General features: G+C 68.4%; 20 protein-coding genes. 7 read left to right on the top strand and 13 right to left on the bottom strand.

Translation table 11 applies throughout. The annotated features are described in order from the left end of the window. The first annotated feature begins 78 nt into the window (after positions 1-78). From BKA04_RS07925 to BKA04_RS07905, 6 genes are all read left to right on the top strand, one after another. Positions 79-582 (top strand): hypothetical protein, encoded by a 504-nt coding sequence (locus BKA04_RS07925; RefSeq protein ID WP_134542266.1) that lies wholly within the window; start codon positions 79-81, stop codon positions 580-582. Between the two features lie 98 nt (positions 583-680). Beyond that, the gene (locus BKA04_RS12165) at positions 681-815 is read left to right on the top strand and encodes a hypothetical protein (protein ID WP_267898940.1); all 135 of its coding nucleotides are present in this window, start codon (positions 681-683) and stop codon (positions 813-815) included. Further along, positions 815-1,591: a hypothetical protein gene (locus tag BKA04_RS07920; RefSeq protein ID WP_104095934.1), complete on the top strand. Its 777-nt coding sequence runs from the start codon at positions 815-817 to the stop codon at positions 1,589-1,591. Before BKA04_RS12165 ends, BKA04_RS07920 begins: the two co-directional genes overlap by 1 nt. Continuing rightward, positions 1,591-1,818 (top strand): helix-turn-helix domain-containing protein, encoded by a 228-nt coding sequence (locus BKA04_RS07915; protein ID WP_104095933.1) that lies wholly within the window; start codon positions 1,591-1,593, stop codon positions 1,816-1,818. Before BKA04_RS07920 ends, BKA04_RS07915 begins: the two co-directional genes overlap by 1 nt. Before the next feature lie 145 nt (positions 1,819-1,963). Continuing rightward, positions 1,964-2,227 carry a hypothetical protein gene (locus tag BKA04_RS07910; protein WP_104095932.1) on the top strand — a complete coding sequence of 88 codons (264 nt, stop codon included), beginning with the start codon at positions 1,964-1,966 and terminating at the stop codon, positions 2,225-2,227. Beyond that, entirely contained in the window at positions 2,224-2,607 is a 384-nt protein-coding gene (locus tag BKA04_RS07905; RefSeq protein WP_104095931.1) for a type II toxin-antitoxin system VapC family toxin, read from the top strand. The genes BKA04_RS07910 and BKA04_RS07905 overlap by 4 nt, the downstream gene beginning before the upstream one ends. A gap of 19 nt (positions 2,608-2,626) precedes the next feature. Here the strand turns inward: BKA04_RS07905 and BKA04_RS07900 are convergent, their stop codons facing one another. Both BKA04_RS07900 and BKA04_RS07895 read right to left on the bottom strand, forming a co-directional pair. Next, positions 2,627-3,112, bottom strand: coding sequence for an SRPBCC family protein (locus BKA04_RS07900; protein ID WP_104095930.1), 486 nt, complete (start codon positions 3,110-3,112; stop codon positions 2,627-2,629). Beyond that, entirely contained in the window at positions 3,113-3,442 is a 330-nt protein-coding gene (locus BKA04_RS07895) for an ArsR/SmtB family transcription factor (protein WP_104095929.1), read from the bottom strand. A gap of 91 nt (positions 3,443-3,533) precedes the next feature. On the opposite strand from BKA04_RS07895, the gene BKA04_RS07890 reads away from it, so the two are divergent. Next, positions 3,534-4,508: a pirin family protein gene (locus BKA04_RS07890; protein ID WP_104095928.1), complete on the top strand. Its 975-nt coding sequence runs from the start codon at positions 3,534-3,536 to the stop codon at positions 4,506-4,508. Here BKA04_RS07890 and BKA04_RS07885 read toward each other — a convergent pair. From BKA04_RS07885 to folP, 11 genes are all read right to left on the bottom strand, one after another. Further along, a complete protein-coding gene (locus BKA04_RS07885; RefSeq protein WP_104095927.1) occupies positions 4,505-9,172 on the bottom strand; it encodes an ExeM/NucH family extracellular endonuclease in 4,668 nt (1,555 codons plus the stop codon). The genes BKA04_RS07890 and BKA04_RS07885 overlap by 4 nt on opposite strands. Before the next feature lie 121 nt (positions 9,173-9,293). Further along, complete coding sequence (locus BKA04_RS07880; RefSeq protein WP_167309618.1) at positions 9,294-9,470, bottom strand: hypothetical protein; 177 nt, start codon at positions 9,468-9,470, stop codon at positions 9,294-9,296. A 9-nt stretch (positions 9,471-9,479) separates the two neighbouring features. Beyond that, a complete protein-coding gene (lysS, locus tag BKA04_RS07875; RefSeq protein ID WP_104095926.1) occupies positions 9,480-10,994 on the bottom strand; it encodes a lysine--tRNA ligase in 1,515 nt (504 codons plus the stop codon). Positions 10,995-11,086: 92 nt separating this feature from the next. Continuing rightward, positions 11,087-11,923, bottom strand: a complete 837-nt coding sequence (gene panC, locus BKA04_RS07870; RefSeq protein WP_104095925.1) for a pantoate--beta-alanine ligase — start codon at positions 11,921-11,923, stop codon at positions 11,087-11,089. Beyond that, complete coding sequence (locus BKA04_RS07865) at positions 11,920-12,645, bottom strand: DUF2520 domain-containing protein (protein WP_104095924.1); 726 nt, start codon at positions 12,643-12,645, stop codon at positions 11,920-11,922. Before BKA04_RS07865 ends, panC begins: the two co-directional genes overlap by 4 nt. 61 nt (positions 12,646-12,706) lie before the next feature. After that, positions 12,707-14,359, bottom strand: coding sequence for a PH domain-containing protein (locus BKA04_RS07860; RefSeq protein WP_232842003.1), 1,653 nt, complete (start codon positions 14,357-14,359; stop codon positions 12,707-12,709). Next, positions 14,356-14,838, bottom strand: coding sequence for a PH domain-containing protein (locus BKA04_RS07855; RefSeq protein WP_104095922.1), 483 nt, complete (start codon positions 14,836-14,838; stop codon positions 14,356-14,358). Before BKA04_RS07855 ends, BKA04_RS07860 begins: the two co-directional genes overlap by 4 nt. Before the next feature lie 47 nt (positions 14,839-14,885). Continuing rightward, positions 14,886-15,359 carry a DUF3180 domain-containing protein gene (locus BKA04_RS07850; RefSeq protein ID WP_104095921.1) on the bottom strand — a complete coding sequence of 158 codons (474 nt, stop codon included), beginning with the start codon at positions 15,357-15,359 and terminating at the stop codon, positions 14,886-14,888. Beyond that, positions 15,356-15,937: a 2-amino-4-hydroxy-6-hydroxymethyldihydropteridine diphosphokinase gene (folK, locus tag BKA04_RS07845; protein ID WP_198413307.1), complete on the bottom strand. Its 582-nt coding sequence runs from the start codon at positions 15,935-15,937 to the stop codon at positions 15,356-15,358. Before folK ends, BKA04_RS07850 begins: the two co-directional genes overlap by 4 nt. Then, entirely contained in the window at positions 15,934-16,299 is a 366-nt protein-coding gene (gene folB, locus BKA04_RS07840; protein WP_104095919.1) for a dihydroneopterin aldolase, read from the bottom strand. The genes folK and folB overlap by 4 nt, the downstream gene beginning before the upstream one ends. Beyond that, positions 16,296-17,168 (bottom strand): dihydropteroate synthase, encoded by an 873-nt coding sequence (folP, locus tag BKA04_RS07835; protein WP_232842183.1) that lies wholly within the window; start codon positions 17,166-17,168, stop codon positions 16,296-16,298. Before folP ends, folB begins: the two co-directional genes overlap by 4 nt. Positions 17,169-17,171: the final 3 nt, after the last annotated feature.

Here is a 17,171-nt window from a genome sequence, read left to right as displayed (position 1 = left end):
GCGTCACGAACTGGGAGTCTGCTGGAAGAACGAGCCGTTCATGGAGGGATCGTCACTACGCTGTGCGACGAGAAGATCATGGACGACGAAACGCACGATCCCGACCCCGACGCGACGCCGACGAAACCCCTGCCGGCCAGCGGGACGCCGGATGCCCCGGCGCCGGCAACAGAGGTGCCGACCACCGCGGCGACGGAGCCGCTCTTCCCGTACGTGCCCATCGCCGGAGCAGAAGGCGATGCCGTCCCACCCACGGCCTCCGCAGCGCCGCCACGGCGCCGCCGAGCGGTCCTGCCCTGGGTCCTCGGCGCCTTCGCACTCGTCCTCCTCATCGCCTTCGTGCTCATCCTGCCGCACCTGGTGCCCACGACAGTGGTCATGCCCTCGAACGGCCCGACACCATCCGTGACGCCGTCGACATCGCCGACACCCGTGGAGTCGCCCCCCGAGGAGCCGAGTTCTCCACCGGCGCCGTCGCCATCGGCTCCCGAGCCGACTCCTTCTGACTCTCCCTCCCCATCCGGCACGCCAGCACCGTCGACCCCGCCCGACCCGGAGCCCTCCACGACGCCGTCTCCCTGACCCGACCCGGTGCAAGCGAGATCACCGCTTGCGCTTCCTATCGAGAGTCGTTATGTTAACGCTTATCGTTGTTATCGATAAACGTTAGGTAGACTTCCGTGATCACCACCACTCTCGTGACGATCCACCCTTCGGTCACCGCCGTCGCGGACGTCCTCGCGATCAGGATCCCGCCAGCCGCGCTCGCGCTGTCGGCCGGCGAACGGTCGCATCGCACGGAAGGAATCGTCTGATGGCTTTCATTTCCTGGTGGTTCGTCGCCGCCCTCGTCGTCATCCTGGGCCTCGTGGTGACGGTTGTCATCGTGCGCAGGAACTCTGCCCAGGCCGGCCAGGACCACCGCCCGGCCGTGCTCGTGGTCGGACAGTTCCTCGCGCTCCTCTACGCCGGCGTCGCCCTCGTCGGCACGGTCGTCAACACGATCACCACCCTCGTGAGCGACAGCGTGCAAGTGTCGCTGCCCATGCTCTACCTGCCGGCCACCTTCCCGTGGATCACACTCGACCCGGCGCCTGCGGCATCCGTGGTCGGTGGTGGCACCGCGACAACGGATGTCCTGGTCGCCGGCCTCGGGATGGACGCGCGCCTGCTCCTCGCCGCCGGCACCCTCATCCAGGGGATCACCATCGTGGTCATCGCGGGCGTGGTCGCCCTCCTCTGTCACCGGTTGCTCGCGGGGTCCCCGTTCCGGCCGCTGCTCACACGCTGGATCATGCGCACGGCGGCACTCATCGCCGTCGGCGGCCTTGTGTGGCAGGTCTGCTACGGGGTCGGCAACAGCATCGCCTCGCATCAACTGCTTGCGCCGACCGGCTGGCGCGGCGACACCCCGAGCGAGGCGATCAGCGACTACGTCTTCACCGTGCTGCCCGGCAGCGGCCTTCCCGCTCCGACACTGGCCGTCCAGATCGACTTCTGGCCGCTGTTCCTCGGCCTTGCGCTCGCGGCCGTCGCGATCGCCTTCCGCTACAGCGAACGCCTCCAGCGCGACACGGAAGGGCTGGTCTGATGGGTGAGGATGTCGAGCTCACCGGCATCCACTGTCGGCTCGACGAGCTGCTGGACGAGCGCGGGATGACACTCACCCGGCTGGCCGAGCTCGTGAACTTGAGCATCGTCAACCTCTCGGTGCTCAAGAACGACCGGGCGCGCGCCATCCGGTTCTCGACGCTGCGGGCGATCTGCGACGCACTCGGATGCCAGGTCGGCGACCTGCTCGTGCTGGCGCGCGACTGATCCTCCCCAGGCTGCGACGCGGGCGGTTCTCCACAGCATGCAGGGTGGGCCGGATGCCGCGTCGTCGGCACCGGGGAGAATCGAAGGGTCTGCCCGGGTGCATGCAGATCCGCAGGAACGCATGCATATCGGCTAAACTCGATCCATGGGAGTAACGGTGCAGGTTCGCGATCTTGACGCCGGAGTTCAGGAGCGGCTCCGCAAGTCCGCCGAGAAGGAAGGGCTTTCGCTTTCGGCATTCCTGCGACGCGAGCTTACGGAGCTCGCCCGCGACCTCGAGGTGCGAGAGCGCGCCGGACACGAGACCACCCTCCAGACAATGCTCGGTGGGCCACTTCCTGGGCTCAAGAGCCTCGGTGCGCAGGACATCGTCGACATCATCCATGAAGGCAGGCGTGACCGCGCATGAACCTCGTCATCGACTGCTCGGCTGCGATCGCGACAATCCACGATGGCGCGGAACCGCTACGCATCCCACCCGCCAACCTCTATGCACCGGAGCTCATCGACGTCGAGTACGCGAGCGCGATCCGAAGGTTCGTGAGCAGACGAGAACTGTCGGCGGCGAACGCCGACCGCTACATCGAAACGTGGGCATCAACACCCATCCGGCGGTCGCGACACCTCCCACTGCTCCCTCGGATCTGGCAGCTCCGCGAGAACATCTCGTCCTACGATGCCGCCTACGTCGCGCTCGCTGAGAGGCTCGCAGCGCCCCTGGTCACGGCAGACCGGCGTCTCGCACGAGCGGCATCCGCGTATTGCGAGGTTATTACCGTCGACGGCTGACCCGCTGAGAACGCATCGCTCAGCCGAGCTCGCCCGCGGCGATGAGTCCGTCGAGGCGGTTGAAGTTCTCGTCCATGCCGCCGTCCATGTCGGCGAGCATCCCGTCGCGGTCCTCGAGCGTCGGGAAGACGGAGAGCCCGGTCAGGCGGCTGCGGCCGCCGTCGAGGTCGGCGAACTCCAGGATCTCGAGGTTCGGATGCCCAGGGTTGCCCTCGAACTCCCACGTCTGCACGAGGCGGCTCGGCTCCGTCACCTCGTGGAACGCGCCATGGAAGGCCCACTCCCCGTTTCCGCTTCCGGAGACGACGACGTAGCTCCAGCTTCCGCCCGTCCTGGCATCCCACTCGCGCATCCGCATGTGCGTTCCGATGGGGCCGATCCACTTGCCGATGAGGTCCTCCTCGGTGTGCGCGCGGAAGACGAGCGCGGCGGGCGCCTCGAATTCGCGGGTGAAGGCGATGGTGAGCTCTCCGGGGAGGGCGGCCACGGTGCGCTTGCTGGTCATTCAGGACTCCTTGAGTTCTTCGAGCACGGCATCCAGCCGCTCGTATCGCGATTCGAGGCGCAGTCGGTGCGCTTCGAGCCAATCGGCGGTGCGGATGAGGGACGCCGCCTCGAGGTGCACGGGACGCGATTGCGCGACCCGGCTTCGCGAGACTACGCCGGCCGCCTCGAGCACCTTGATGTGCCGCGAGACCGCCTGCAGCGAGATCGGGAACAGCGCGGCCAACTCGTTGACCGTCGCATCCCCCTCGGCGAGCCGCTCGACGATCAACTGCCGAACCGGGTCGCCGAGCGCCGCGAACGTCTCGACGAGTTCGAGCTGTGCCGTCATCCTCCACCTTATTCTACCTTTTGGTTGAATAAGTTTAGGTCTCACACGGGACATCCGCAACTCCCTCGAAGCCTCGGGCTAGCATGCCGGTATGAGCAACCTCGAAGTCGACCCTCAGGAGCTCGTGTGCGAGGCCGAGCCTGCCGCCTCCGGCGCCATCGAGCTGCTCGAGCCGCGCGACGTGCCGCTCGGCGGCCCCCGCGCGATGACCGTGCGCCGCACCCTCCCGCAGCGCGGCCGCTCCCTCATCGGCGCCTGGTGCTTCGCCGACCATTACGGGCCGGATGACGTGGCCGCGACGGGCGGAATGGTAGTGCCGCCGCATCCGCACACCGGTCTGCAGACCGTGAGCTGGCTCTTCGCGGGCGAGATCGAGCACAGGGACTCGACCGGAGCGCACGCCATGGTCCGGCCGGGCGAGCTGAACCTCATGACGGCGGGCAGGGGCATCCAGCACTCGGAGGTGTCGACGCCGGCGACCAGGATGCTGCACGGCGTGCAGCTGTGGACGGCCCTGCCCGACTCCGACCGCCACCGCGCGCCCCTGTTCGAGCGCTTCGTACCCAAGGTGTTCGACCACGATGGGGCGAGCGTGAGCGTCTTCCTGGGGAGCCTGCTCGGGCGCACCTCCACCGCGAGCGCGTTCACCCCCATCGTCGGCGCGCAGTTCGACCTGCCGGCGAACACGACGGTCACGGTGCCGGTCGAGACCACGTTCGAGTACGGCATCCTCGTCGACACCGGCATCGTCGAGTTCGACGGCACCGCGGTCCCTGCCGCCCACGTCGGCTATCGCGCACCGGGTGCGACGCAGCTCACGATCGCGAGCGGCGAAGACGCCGCGCGCCTCCTCCTGCTCGGCGGTGAGCCGTTCGGGGAGGAGATCGTCATGTGGTGGAACTTCGTGGGCCGCAGCCACGACGAGATCGTCGCCTCGCGCAGCCGCTGGATGGCCGAGGTCATCGACCACGCCGATCCTGATGGGCAATTCGGCCAGGTCCACGGCTATGACGGCCGAGCGCTCCCTGCCCCGGAGTTGCCGCTCGGCCGTCTTCGCCCGCGCTAGAAGAGAACCACGAGGTACTTGCCGGCGCTGGTCGAACCCGCCACGTCGGCGGCATCCGGAACGAACTCCGCCGTGACGAGATAGATCCCGCTGGGCAGCTTCGGCAGCGCGAGCTTCACCTTGCCCTTGTCCTCGGCCGTCAGTGACTCGGTGGTCACCGCACTGCCGTTCACCGAGATGATGACCTGACCGGTCGGCGCCGAGCCCGCATCCGTGGACACCGTCACCTTCACCTGCGGCATCTTCCACGAGAGCCCGATCGGACCCTGGAGCTTCAGGTCGGTCGACGAGGTGAAGGTGGGAACGGTCTCGATGTTGATCGGCACCCGGACGGTCGTACCGGATGGCGCTGCCGTCATCACGAGGGTTCCCGACCCGCTCGCATCCGCCGGCACCGTGAACGACACGGCTGCGGCTCCCCCGGAGACCGGCACGGTGCCGAGCACGGCGGAGCTGCCCTCCCAAGTGAGCGTCAACTCGGTGTTCGCCGGGCTGCCGAGCGATGTGAGGTCGAGCTTCGACACGTTCAGCGTCACCGTGTCGCCGGGCGCGACCGGGCCGGGCGTGACATCCGTGACCTGCACGGCATGCCGGGCGAAGTTCGGTGACAGTGGGCTGTTCGCAGTGATGTAGTCGATCCACGCGTCCCGGTCGACGAGGCCGGAATCCTTGGTGTCCGTCCCGTTCTTGAACTCCCAGAAGTTGTCACCGCCCTCCAGGAGGAAGTTGAACGAACCGATCCGGTAGTCCTTCGTCATATCGATCGGCTGGCCGTCGATGTAGATGGCCGTCACCCGGTCATCCATGGCCCGGTTCGGGTCATACGTGTACGTCACGTTGTCGCTGAGCCCGAGGTTCAGGAACGTGCGTCCGGAGGTGAGCGGCACACCGTCCGCCGTGCGCTGCCACTGCTCCTCGAGCACCTGCTTGAACTGAGCACCGGTGAGGGTCGTCGTCCACAGGTTGTTCAGGAACGGCAGCACGGCGTTCGCCTCCGCATAGGTGATGACGCCGTCATCGCCGTACAGGAGGTCGGCGCGCAACCCGCCGGGGTTCACGATGCCGATCTCCGCCCCGCCGCGGTCGGCGCTTCCGAGGGATGCCACGAGGGAGTTCGCGACGAGGTTTCCGATCGTCGACTCCGCGCCGCGGTCCTCGACCCCCGCCGCGAAGGCGCGGGTGATGTCGGCGGTGACCGACCCGACGGGCACGTTGCCGATGACGGCCGCCTGCGCGATCGCGGCATCCACGATGCCCTTGACCGTCGCGGCCCGGGGGTAGGTGGCGACGAGTGTCGCGTCGTCGACCGTGGTGCGCGGTACGTTCCGCATCGTGTACCCGGTGACGGCGTCGGTCGCGGTGTCGAACGTCAGGACGACCTGTCCGATGTTCGCACCGTAGCTGCCGGTCTGCAGCACGGGGCGGGTGTGCGTCGAGTCACCGGGGATCGGTGCGTCCCAGGCGTAGGCCTGGTGCGTGTGCCCGGTGAAGATGACGTCGACATCGGATGACGTGTCGTTCACGATCTCCGCGAACGCGCCTCCGAGCGCGACCTGGTTCTCCAGGGTTCCTCCGCCGGCCGTGCCGACGCTGGCGCCCTCGTGGTACTCGGCCACGATGACGTCCGCTTCACCGTTCGACTCATCGCCGTCGGAGAGCTGGGCGGCAACCCGGTTGACCGCGTCGACCGGGTCACCGAAGTCGAGCATCGCGATGCCGCTCGGCGTGACGAGGCTCGGAGTCTCCTGGGTCACGGCGCCGATGACGCCGACCTTGACGCCCGCGACGTCGACGACGACGTACTCCTGCAGGGCGGGGTCGGTCGTGCCCTTGAAGTAGACGTTCGCACCGAGGTAGTTCCAGTCCGTCCACGAGGCGATCTCGCCCGTGAGGTCGGCGTACCCGGTGTCGAACTCGTGGTTGCCCACCGACGACTGGAGCTGGAGTGCGTTGAGCACATCGATGGTCGGCTTGTCCTTCTGGCTCGAGGAGGCGAACAGCGAGGCGCCGATGTTGTCGCCCGCAGACCCGAGCAGCGAGTTCGCGTCGCCGTACTCTGCGCGCAACTGCTCGATCGTTCCGGCGAACTTCACGGTGTTGCTGTCGATCCGACCGTGGAAGTCGTTGATGTTCAGCAGGTTGAGGTCGACCTTCGTGTTCGGCGTGAGGTTCAGACCGAGGATGAGCGGGTCGTGATCGGATGCCCGATACATGTCCGCCCGGTAGAAGTTCGTGGTGTTGTAGTTGTACCTGCTGTACTCGAGTGCCACCGACTCCGGCGAGTTGATGTTCCAGATGTCCACGTCGTTCACGGTCTTGTCGGCCGCCGTGTTCGCGAACACGTGATCGAGCGACCCCACGCTGCCGCCGTACGAGTAGGTGTATTCGCCCGTCTTCGAACCCTGGTCGATGTACCCGGCGTCGGTCAGGACCGCGATCGGGTCCTCCATCGTGTACGAGTTGAAGTCGCCCATGAGGAACACCCGGTCGGTGTCCGCCGAGGTCGACATCGCGTCGGCGAAGTCGACGAGCGCGTGAGCCTGCGCGACGCGGGAGGCGTTGGATGCTCCCTGGCCGTCGTTGATGTCCTCATCACCGGGCAGGGGACCGGCCGAACCCTTCGACTTGAAGTGGTTCACGATGGCCAGGAACTTGTCGGCATCCGGTGCGCCCTTGGCCTTGAACGCCTGGGCGAGCGGATCGCGCGCGTTGTCGAACGCGGCGGAGCCGATCAGGATGGTCGAGGCTCCCACCGGTTCCACCGTCGCATTCCGGTAGATGAAGGCGGTCCGGATGACGTCCTCCGTCGCCGGCACCGTCGCCGGTGACAGGACGGGGGACCACACGTCGCTGCCCGCCTTCGCATTGAGCGCGGCGACGAGCGACTTGAGCGCGGCGTCGCGATCGGTGCCGCCGCCCGCGACCGACGTGGACGCCTCGATCTCCTCGAGCCCGACCACATCCGCCCCGAGCGCGGTGATGGCCGCGACGATCTTGTCCTGCTGGCGTTGCAGGTTCGCGGCATCCCAGGCGCCGCGCGGTCCGTTGTCTGTGGTGCACGACTTCACCGTGATCGGGTTGCCGTCGCGATCGTTGTACGGGGTGCAGCCCGCGACATCCTCACCCAGCGTCGTGAAGTAGTTCAGCACGTTGAAGGTGGCGAGCTTGACCTCACCGCCGACGTCCTCGGGCGCGGCCGTGCGGTTGTCGGCGAAGGTCGCCGGCTGCACTGTCGCCGCGTTCGCGACGGTCAGCTGCTGCGTCGGCTGGAGTTTCCACGCGCTGTTGCGGAAGTCGAAGATCATCGGCGAGGTGAACGTCACCGCTTCGCCGACCCGCACCGGGTGGTCGTTCGACACCCAGGGGAGCGGGATGCCCTGGTTCGCGCTGCTCAGGAAGTTCGTGGTCGCGCCGTCGTCGAGTGTCACCGAGATGTTCTTGTTCGCCGCGAGTGCCGCGGCGTAGGCGGCGACGCCCGGGGCGGCGACCTCGGTCGGCTGCAGGAGCGGGCTCGTCCCCGAGGCGAGCAGGATCTCCCCGTACTGGTTGGTGGAGTAGGTGTCCGATACCGTGTAGCTGCCCTGCGGCGCGAGGAGCATGCCCTCGAGGGACTCCCGCTTGGTCTCGCTGGTCTGCCAGCCGATGGTTGCCGGCGTCACGGGCGCGACCGTGTCGGTGAGTACCGTCACGCTCGAGGAGTCGGTGGGCGTGATCTGGGTCAGGCCGTAGTACTCGCTGATCGAACCGTGAATCTCGACGAAGTCACCGACCTCGACATCACCCACCGCACCGGTTCCCGCAGAGTAGACGAACAGCCCGTCGGATGCCGTGTGGTTCGTCATGTCGATGGCGCCACCGGTACCCGGCGTCTGGATGTAGAACCCGTTGAAGCCGCCCGTCTGGTATGCGGCCGTCACGATGCCCTTGGTCGACAGGGTGTCGTCGCCCGCGAACGGGCTGGCGTCACCGGTGCCCTGGATCTCCTCGATGGTCTTGAACCCGAGGTCAACGGGGGCGGGCGGAACGTATCCGGATGCGGTGGGGGTCGGGGCGGCGGTGGAGAAGTCGGCCGAGTTGATGTCGGTGTCGACTCCGCCAGCGCGGTTGATCGAGGTCGTCACGGATGCCGCGGACGCCGCCGAGGTCTCGTAACTGTTCGCCGTTCCGTAGCCGACCATGTCGACGATTCCGGCGACGCCGACCATGTTGCCGGTCCCGGGCGTCAGCGCGGTCGTCTGGCTGGAGAGGAAGACCTGGCCGCCGGAGCCCGACATGTTCATGGACGGTGCCACGAGATCCGGTGTCGGCAGCGCAGCGCCGTTGGAGGCATTGGATCCGCCGCTGACCAGATAGGTCTTGTGCGAGGGGATGACGCCGGTCAGCGCCACGACGGACGTGGGGCTCGCGGTCCCGGATGCCGAGCGGTACTGCAGCGACATCCCGGTCAGTGCGATGTCGGCGCCGGTCGGGTTGTAGAGCTCGACGAACTTGTTGAGGTAGGTGGCACCGCTGCTGCCGCCGTTCAGGTAGAGCTCATTGATCACCACCCCGGTCCCTGCGGTGTTCGCCTGCGCGGGAAGCACCGCGAGCGGCGCAATCACGAGAGCGAATCCGAGTAGTGAGGCGAAAACAGACTTCAAGCCTGTGCGAGGCGCGTGCGACATGAGAGCTCCTGATCGGCAGTCGACGTTGACGGCGGTGTCGTCGACAGTACCCCAAATGGGGGTAGAACGAAAGGAGTAGTCGCAGTATTCTGCTATATCGCTCGGATGCGCACGGCTGCGCTCACTCGACGGGCGGGAGGCCGGCCCTCTTGCGCTCCTCCGCCTCGATCTCGGCATACACCTTGCGCTCCGTGCGGTCGGCGCGGACGATCGCCCGCATCACGAGCCAGAACAGGAGGCCGACGAGGATCGTGGGGACGACCGAGTAGATCGCGTTCGCCCAAAAGTCTTCCAGCACGGTTCTACGCTACTTCACGAGCGGGAACAGGATCGTCTCCCGGATGCCGAGCCCGGTGATCGCCATGAGCAGCCGGTCGATGCCCATGCCCATCCCGCCGCTCGGCGGCATCCCGTGCTCGAGCGCGGTGAGGAACTCCTCATCGAGACGCATCGCCTCGACATCGCCCTTCGCCGCGAGCGCCGCCTGCTCGACGAAACGTTCGCGCTGGATGATCGGGTCGACCAACTCGGAGTATCCGGTCGCCAGCTCGAACCCGCGGACGTACAGGTCCCACTTCTCGACGACGCCCGGCTTCGACCGGTGGTCGCGCACGAGGGGAGAGGTCTCCACGGGGAAGTCGGCGACGAAGGTCGGCCGCTCGAGCTTCGACTTCACGAAATGCTCCCACAGCTCCTCGACGAGCTTGCCGGCGGTCGGATGCTGCACCTCCAGCTCGAGGCGGTCGGCGAGATCCTGCAGCTCGTCCTTGCTCGTCTCCGGCGTGATCGGGATGCCGCTCGCCTCACTCAGCGACTCGTACATCGACAGCCAGTCCCATTCGCCGCCGAGGTCGTACTCCGTGCCGTCGGCCCAGGTGACGACGTGGGAGCCGGAGACGGCGAGCGCCGCGTTCTGCACGAGCTCCTGCGTCAACTCGGCCATCTGGTTGTAGTTGCCGTACGCCTGGTACGCCTCGAGCATCGCGAACTCGGGGCTGTGAGTGGAATCCGCGCCCTCGTTGCGGAAGTTCCGGTTGATCTCGTACACCCGCTCGAGCCCGCCGACGACAGCGCGCTTGAGAAAGAGCTCCGGCGCGATCCGCAGGTACAGTTCGGTGTCGAACGCGTTGCTGTGCGTCACGAACGGGCGAGCGCTCGCCCCGCCGTGCATCGTCTGCAGCATGGGCGTCTCGACCTCGAGGTAGTCGTGCGCGGTGAACGTCGCGCGCAGCGACGCGTTGACCGCGGCCCTCGCCCGCACGTTCGCCCGCGCGGCGGGGCGGGCGATGAGGTCCAGGTAGCGCTGGCGCACCCGCGTCTCCTCGTTCAGCTCCGAGTGCAGGTTCGGCAGCGGGCGGATGGCCTTCGCCGCGATCCGCCACTCCTTCGCGAGGATCGACAGTTCGCCCCGCCTGCTCGAGATCACCTCGCCGGAGACGAAGACGTGGTCTCCGAGGTCGACGAGTTCCTTCCATTCCTCGAGCGAGGCCTCCCCCACCTCGGCGAGCGATACCATCGCCTGGATGCGGGAACCGTCACCGCTCTGGAGCGAGGCGAAACACAGTTTGCCGGTGTTGCGCAGGTGCACGACGCGGCCGGCGACGCCGACGGTCGCGCCCGTGGCGGCATCCGCTTCGAGGTCGCCGAACCGCGCACGGACGGCCGGAATCGTGTCGGTGATCGCGAGCTCCACCGGGTAGGCCTGGGCGCCGGATGCGATGAGCCGCTCGCGCTTGCCCAGCCGCACGGCCTTCTGCTCGCTGACTTCGGCCTCGGTGAGTTCGGGGTCGGCGGGTTCTGAGTCGGCGGTGTGGTCGGTCATCGGTCTCCTAGAGTCTCGGCAAGTTTACCGAGGGTCGTCGGGGCCCATGCGCTGGGACCGCCCCGGGAAACAGGTGTTCCCTCGCGCTGCGGCTACTCGGCCGGCGCGAGAGTGACCTGGCGGTTGTCGATGAGACGGGTGGTGCCGACGCGGGCGGCGACGATCGCGGTGGTGGGGCCGCGGTGGTCATCGGCGACGGGAAGGAAGGTCGCCGGGTCGACGAGTTCGACGTAGTCCACGTCGACCGCCGGCTCCGCCTCGAGCACCGACCGGGCAGCCGCGAGCGCCGCCGCCCGCGATTCCCCGGATGCCGCTGCCGCGGCGAGCGCACGCGAGAGCGCGAGTGCTGCGCGGTGCTGGTCCGCATCGAGGTAGCGGTTGCGGGAGGAGAGGGCGAGACCGTCGGCGTCGCGCACCGTCTCCACGACATCCACGACGACGGGCACGTTGAGGTCGCGTACCATCCGGCGCACGAGGAACACCTGTTGCGCATCCTTCTGCCCGAACACGACCACGTCGGGGCGCACGATGTTGAGCAGTTTCGCGACGACCGTGAGCATCCCGTCGAAGTGCCCAGGGCGGCTCGCCCCCTCGAATCGCGCGCCGATGCCCCCCGCTGTGACGAGCGTTTCGGATGCGCCGTACGGGTAGAGTTCGCCGGCCGGCGGCGCGAAGACGAGCACGTCATCCGGGAGCTTTGCGAGGTCGGATTCGAGGTCGCGCGGGTAGCGGTCGAGGTCCTCTCCGGCGCCGAACTGCAGCGGGTTCACGAAGATCGACACGACGACGGTCTCCGCAACGTCGGCCGCGCGGGCGACGAGTGCCAGGTGTCCGTCGTGCAGTGCGCCCATCGTGGGGACGAACGCGATGCTGCCCGCCGTCTCCAGTCGCAGCCGCAGGCTCGCGATCGTCTCGAACACTTCGGTCATGCGCTGTCATCCTCATCGGGAAGGGGTTCGAACACCGGGAGGGTGGCGTCCGAGAGTGCGTTGTCCACTGTCGATCGTACGAGGGAGGCGAGCACGGCGCCGGGCGACTCGACGCCGATCCCGTCGAGCAGCGTGATCGCCTGGCCGATGATCGCCGCCGAGAACCGGGTCGCCGTGTCGATCGCCTCGCCGTATGCTGCGCGATCGGCTTCCGCGATGAGCACCGGCTCTGCGCCGAGTTCGACGGCGAGCGCCTGGCCGATCGGCTGCACGGGGGCTGCGGCCGTGACGGCACAGAACGATTCGCGAAGCCGGGCGAGGTCCACGCTCGTTCCGGTGAACGCGAGTGCCGGATGCAGTGCGAGCGGAATCGCGCCGGCCGCGGCGGCGGGGGCGAGCACGGAGACGCCGAGACCTGCGACCGTGTGGAGGACGAGTTGTCCGGCCTGCCAGACGCCGGCCTTCGCGAGGCCCTCGACGAGCGCGGCGAGCTCACCGGCCGGAACGGCGAGGATGACGAGTTCGCTGCGCTCGACGACATCCGGAACCGACAGGATCGGTGCGCCGGGCAGCATCGCCTCGGCGCGGTCGCGACTCTCCTGCGACACCGCGGAGATGCCGACGATCGCGTGCCCGGCCCCGGCGAGCGCCGCCCCGAGCACCGGGCCGACCTTCCCAGCACCGACGATGCCGACGCCGAGGCGCCCGGCCTGCACGCTCATGACGCGAGCCCCGTGGTTTCGATACGGCCGCTTCGCGGCCTACTCGACCGGCGTAGAACACTCACGCGGGCTGCTCCCCCGCGCGCCAACGGTGCGACGTGTCGGACTGGGCGGCGGAGACGGCCACGCGCGCGACATCCTCGAAGAAGCGGATGGCGGCATCCTGGTCGATGGCGCCCAGATCCGCGCTGATCGGCCCGGAAACCGTGTGCAGGTGGATGTCGGCCAGCCGCAGCGCCCGCAGGATCGGCCCCTGGTGCAGCGAGACGCTCTGCAGCCGCGGCTGCGGCACGACGACGAGCTGCCGCCAGATGGCGCCCTTCCGCAGCACGAGCGAGCCGGTCGTGATGGCGAAACCGTTCCGCCGCCAGGAGAACCAGCGCAGCACGGCGGCCCGACGCGGCGAGTTCGTGAACCCGTCATCCGGCCCGCCCTTCGACTCGAGACCGGACTCGATGACGCTGATCGCGGCCGACAGGTCGCCGTCGCCCGCCTGCGCCAGCAGTTCGGGCAGCATGAGTTCGAGGACGCGCCGCACATCGGTGCGGTCGCCGACCGGGAGGATCGTCGTGTTCGCCTCGCCGCCCGCGCCCTTCGTCGACGAGTGGCTCGCCCGGTTGACCTTTATCTCCCACCATCCGGGCCCGCGCCACAGCAGCGGCTGGCTCACCTCGACCGAGTGGATGCGCCCCGGCGGCAGCGTCTCGTTGCTCGTGGAGAGCAGGCCGAATCCGACCCGGATGCCGTCCGGCGTGCCCGCAATGCTGTACCGCAGCGACTTCGAGAACCTGCGCCAGTAGAAGCTCGCGAAGCCGATGGCGCCGGGGATCGCGAAGAAGAGGGCGAAGAAGTCGCCGGTCGTCGCGATCCAGGTCACGCCGGCGGCGATGAGGACGAGCAGGAAGATGGTGCTGCCGCTGAGGGCGAGGGAGCCGACCAGCCGCCCCAGGTTCAGTTTGACGATCGACTCCGGCGGGGCGGCATCCGGATCGAGTTCCGGGGCGAGGAACTCGTTGACGCGCCGTTCGATGACGTTCTCGTCCGCGAGGCCCACGCGGTCGGCGACCTGGGCCCCGGATGCGGCGGAGACGTGGGTGCCGGAGGCGAGGCGCAGGATCTCGCGCCGCAGGCCATCCGCCGACGCGGAGCCGAGGTAGGAGAGCTGCACGTTGGCGTCCTGGCCGGCCTGGTTGATCTCGAGTTTCGCCGCGCCGAAGAGTCGCGCGATGAACGGCCGCACGATGTTGATGCCCTGGATGCGGTCGAGCCGGGCCTTGCGGTTCGTGCGGAACAGGATGCCGCTGCGCACCTCCACCACCTCGTCGGTGATGCGGAACAGGTGCATGCGCCAGGAGATGTAGAAGCCGATCACGAGGGCGAGGAGGACCACCGCGACGACGAGCAGCGCCCAGCCGATGAGACCGTTGTCGAGGATGTAGTCGACCGGGTCGCCCTCCTGCGGGAAGTGCGGCACGAACAGGTCGAAGATCCGCTCGCGGAGGTTCGCGACGACGACACCGAGGATCGCGATGAGCGCGATCCCGCCCTTGAGCAGAGGCGATGCCGGATGCATTCGGTGCCATTCGCCGTCGGCAAGGCTGTTGCGATTGCCGTTCCCCGAGGTGTCGGCGTCACGAAGGGAACCGGCAGGTGGCGGAGAGCCCCCTTCGTGACGGGCGCCTTCGGTGCCCTCCTCAGGGAGCGGTACGGTCACAGCCCCGCCCTGCGGGTCTCGGCGAGGGCGACGAGCTTGTCGCGCAGCTCGTCGGCATCCGCTTCGCGCAGTCCGGGGATCGTCACTCCGGTGGAGGCGGCGGCGGTGACGAACTTGAGCTCGCTGAGGCCGAGCATGCGGGAGAGCGGGCCGCGGTTGATGTCGACGAGCTGCATCCGGCCGTACGGTACGGCCACGAACCGCTGGAACAGGATGCCGCGGCGGAACAGCAGGTCGTCGTCGCGCAGCTGATAGCCGATGGCCCGCACGCGGCGGGGGATCAGGACGAACACGATGATCGCGATGACGCCGACGACCGCGACCCCCCAGATCGCGCCCGACCAGACGACGTTCGTGAGGGTCAGCACTGCGGCGATGAAGATGGCGGTGCTGATGACGGCGCCGACGAACTCGGAGACGATGAGACGAGGCGACACGCGCTGCCAGGTGGCGTCGGGGAGCTCAAGTCGATCTGCCATGGGATTCCTCGCGGGTCGTGTGCGGTGGTCGTCCGGCGGCGTGCCGCTCAGGCCTTCACCGGTTCCTTGCCGGGATCGTTGTCATCGTCGCCAGGGGGTATCCGGCACATGTGCTCGGCGAGCAGGCCCCCGGCCAGGAGGACTCCGGCCCCGACGATCGTCGTGATCGCCTGCGCCACCGAGCCTACCTCGATGACGGTCCTGGTCAGGAGGTAGGCGAGCACCCCTGCCCCGACGCCGGCGATGAGCGCGCCCGTGAGGGCGCAGGCTTTCGCGAGCATGACGATCCTGGTCGCATAGAACGGGTCGACGCGCGGCGCGCTCGTCGCCCGCGTCATGCGCCGGATGGGGACGGCGAGCGTGACGACGATGCCGCCGATGACGGCGAGGGCGATGCCGAGCGTGATGGGCAGACTGACGATCGGTGGACCGTTCGTGGCGAGCAGGAGTTCGAGGATGGCGCCTCCCGCTGCGCCGACGACGCCGAGGATGACGAGGGTCGTGATGCGGGTGCGCTTCACTGCTCAGCGCTCAGGGGTGGTCCCGCGTCGATGAGCGGCTCGGCCGGATACGTCGTCACCCGGTCGGTGGTGGCGGCGAGCAGGGCGGCGATCGGTCCGTGCCCGGGGAGTACGGCATCCGGCTGCACCTGCGACCACGGTTCGAGCACGAAGGCGCGCTGCCAGGCACGCGGGTGGGGGAGCGTGATCGTGTCGTTGTGGCGGGTGATCCCGCCGACGTCGATGAGGTCGAGGTCGATCGTGCGGTCCCCCCACACCTCCTCGCGCACGCGGCCGAGGCTCGCTTCGATGCCGTGGAGCTGCTGGAGGAGGTCCTCGGGGTCGAGCGTCGTGTCCGCGAGCACGACCGCGTTGAGGTAGCTGGGGGCGTCCTCGTCGACGCCGTGCAGTTTGAGGGCCGGCGTCTCCACGATGCCGGATGCGGCGGTCACCCGCACCCCGTCGAGCGCGTCGATCGCGCGCACCGCATCCCGCAGCAGCGATTCGCGGCCGTGGTGGATGCCCTCGGCGTCCATGGGCAGATTGCTGCCGAGCGCGATGACGGCGGACTGTTCCGCCGCAGCGTGTCGGCCGTTCACCGGCGGCTCCTGGTGATCGTCACGGCGACGTCGTCGAACGGCACGGTGATGGGGGCGTGCGGTTTGTGCACGGTGACGGTGACGGATGCCGCGGCCGGGTACTCCAGGACGAGCGCGGCGATCCGCTCGGCGAGCGTCTCGATGAGGTCGACCGGGTCGCGTTCGATCGCGGCGGTCACCTGCTCCGCGAGCACCCCGTAGTGGATCGTGTCACCGAGGTCGTCGGTGGCGGATGCGGCGGCGAAGTCGGTGGAGATCGCCAGGTCGACAATGAACTCCTGGCCGTCGCGGCGTTCGTGGTCGAACACGCCGTGATGTCCGGTCGCGCGCAGGCCGGTGAGGGTGAGCAGGTCGGGAGTCATCTGCCGCTCCCCAGCGCGCGGGGCGCCGGCGCCCGCCCCGCGTTCCAGGCCTCCCAGACTTCGAGGGCGGCGAGTGTTCCTGCGACGTCGTGCACGCGGACGCCCCACACGCCGGATTCCGCGGCGAGCGCGCTGATCGTCGCGGTGGCGGGGTCGCGGTCGCTCGTGGGGGCGCCATCCGGAAGCAGTTCGCCGAGGAACTTCTTGCGCGATGCGCCGATGAGCATGCGATGCCCGAGCGTCTCGAGTTCGCGCAGCCGGCCGAGCAGCTGCCAGTTGTGCTGCGCGGTCTTGGCGAACCCGAGTCCGGGGTCGAGGATGATGCGCTCCGGGCGCACTCCGGCGACGATGAGTTCGGCGACCCGGTGCTTGAGTTCGTTGCGGACGTCGCGTACGACATCCGTGTAGACGGCGAGGTTGTCCATGGTGGCGCTGTGTCCGCGCCAGTGCATGGCCACGTATTCGATGCCGGTCTCGGCGATGAGGCGCGGCATGCCGCGGTCGGCGAGTCCGCCGGAGACGTCGTTGACGAGGGCTGCGCCGGCCTCGATCGCGGCGGCGGCCGTGACGGCGTTCATGGTGTCGATGCTCACCGGGATGTCGCGGGCGACGAGCTCGCGGATGACCGGCAGCACGCGCGCCTTCTCCTTGTCGGCCGGGAGGCGTTCGGCGCCGGGCCGGGTGGATTCGCCGCCTACGTCGATGACGTTCGCACCGGACTCGAACATGTGCACGGCGTGGTCGACGGCGTCGTCGAAGTTGTGGAACATTCCGCCGTCGCTGAACGAGTCGGGGGTGACGTTGAGTACGCCCATGATGTAGGGGCGGCCGGTGCTCATGGGGTCTCGGGTTCGGCGTGCGCGGGCCATGGG

This window comes from Terrimesophilobacter mesophilus (assembly GCF_014200375.1).
In the GTDB taxonomy this organism is placed as follows: domain Bacteria; phylum Actinomycetota; class Actinomycetes; order Actinomycetales; family Microbacteriaceae; genus Terrimesophilobacter; species Terrimesophilobacter mesophilus.
Note: the sequence above shows the minus strand (reverse complement) of the source record. Positions and strands in the feature narration are given on the sequence as shown.

Excerpts from the sequence above, each read along its gene's own strand:
- BKA04_RS07855 (WP_104095922.1), bottom strand. The coding sequence starts at position 14,838 with ATGGCAGATCGACTTGAGCTCCCCGACGCCACCTGGCAGCGCGTGTCG.
- lysS (WP_104095926.1), bottom strand. The coding sequence starts at position 10,994 with ATGACCGACCACACCGCCGACTCAGAACCCGCCGACCCCGAACTCACC.
- BKA04_RS07890 (WP_104095928.1), top strand. The coding sequence starts at position 3,534 with ATGAGCAACCTCGAAGTCGACCCTCAGGAGCTCGTGTGCGAGGCCGAG.
- BKA04_RS07915 (WP_104095933.1), top strand. The coding sequence starts at position 1,591 with ATGGGTGAGGATGTCGAGCTCACCGGCATCCACTGTCGGCTCGACGAG.
- folP (WP_232842183.1), bottom strand. The coding sequence starts at position 17,168 with ATGGCCCGCGCACGCCGAACCCGAGACCCCATGAGCACCGGCCGCCCC.
- BKA04_RS07910 (WP_104095932.1), top strand. The coding sequence starts at position 1,964 with ATGGGAGTAACGGTGCAGGTTCGCGATCTTGACGCCGGAGTTCAGGAG.
- panC (WP_104095925.1), bottom strand. The coding sequence starts at position 11,923 with ATGACCGAAGTGTTCGAGACGATCGCGAGCCTGCGGCTGCGACTGGAG.
- BKA04_RS07905 (WP_104095931.1), top strand. The coding sequence starts at position 2,224 with ATGAACCTCGTCATCGACTGCTCGGCTGCGATCGCGACAATCCACGAT.
- folB (WP_104095919.1), bottom strand. The coding sequence starts at position 16,299 with ATGACTCCCGACCTGCTCACCCTCACCGGCCTGCGCGCGACCGGACAT.
- BKA04_RS07885 (WP_104095927.1), bottom strand. The coding sequence starts at position 9,172 with ATGTCGCACGCGCCTCGCACAGGCTTGAAGTCTGTTTTCGCCTCACTA.
- BKA04_RS07895 (WP_104095929.1), bottom strand. The coding sequence starts at position 3,442 with ATGACGGCACAGCTCGAACTCGTCGAGACGTTCGCGGCGCTCGGCGAC.
- BKA04_RS07865 (WP_104095924.1), bottom strand. The coding sequence starts at position 12,645 with ATGAGCGTGCAGGCCGGGCGCCTCGGCGTCGGCATCGTCGGTGCTGGG.
- BKA04_RS07925 (WP_134542266.1), top strand. The coding sequence starts at position 79 with ATGGACGACGAAACGCACGATCCCGACCCCGACGCGACGCCGACGAAA.
- BKA04_RS07900 (WP_104095930.1), bottom strand. The coding sequence starts at position 3,112 with ATGACCAGCAAGCGCACCGTGGCCGCCCTCCCCGGAGAGCTCACCATC.
- BKA04_RS07920 (WP_104095934.1), top strand. The coding sequence starts at position 815 with ATGGCTTTCATTTCCTGGTGGTTCGTCGCCGCCCTCGTCGTCATCCTG.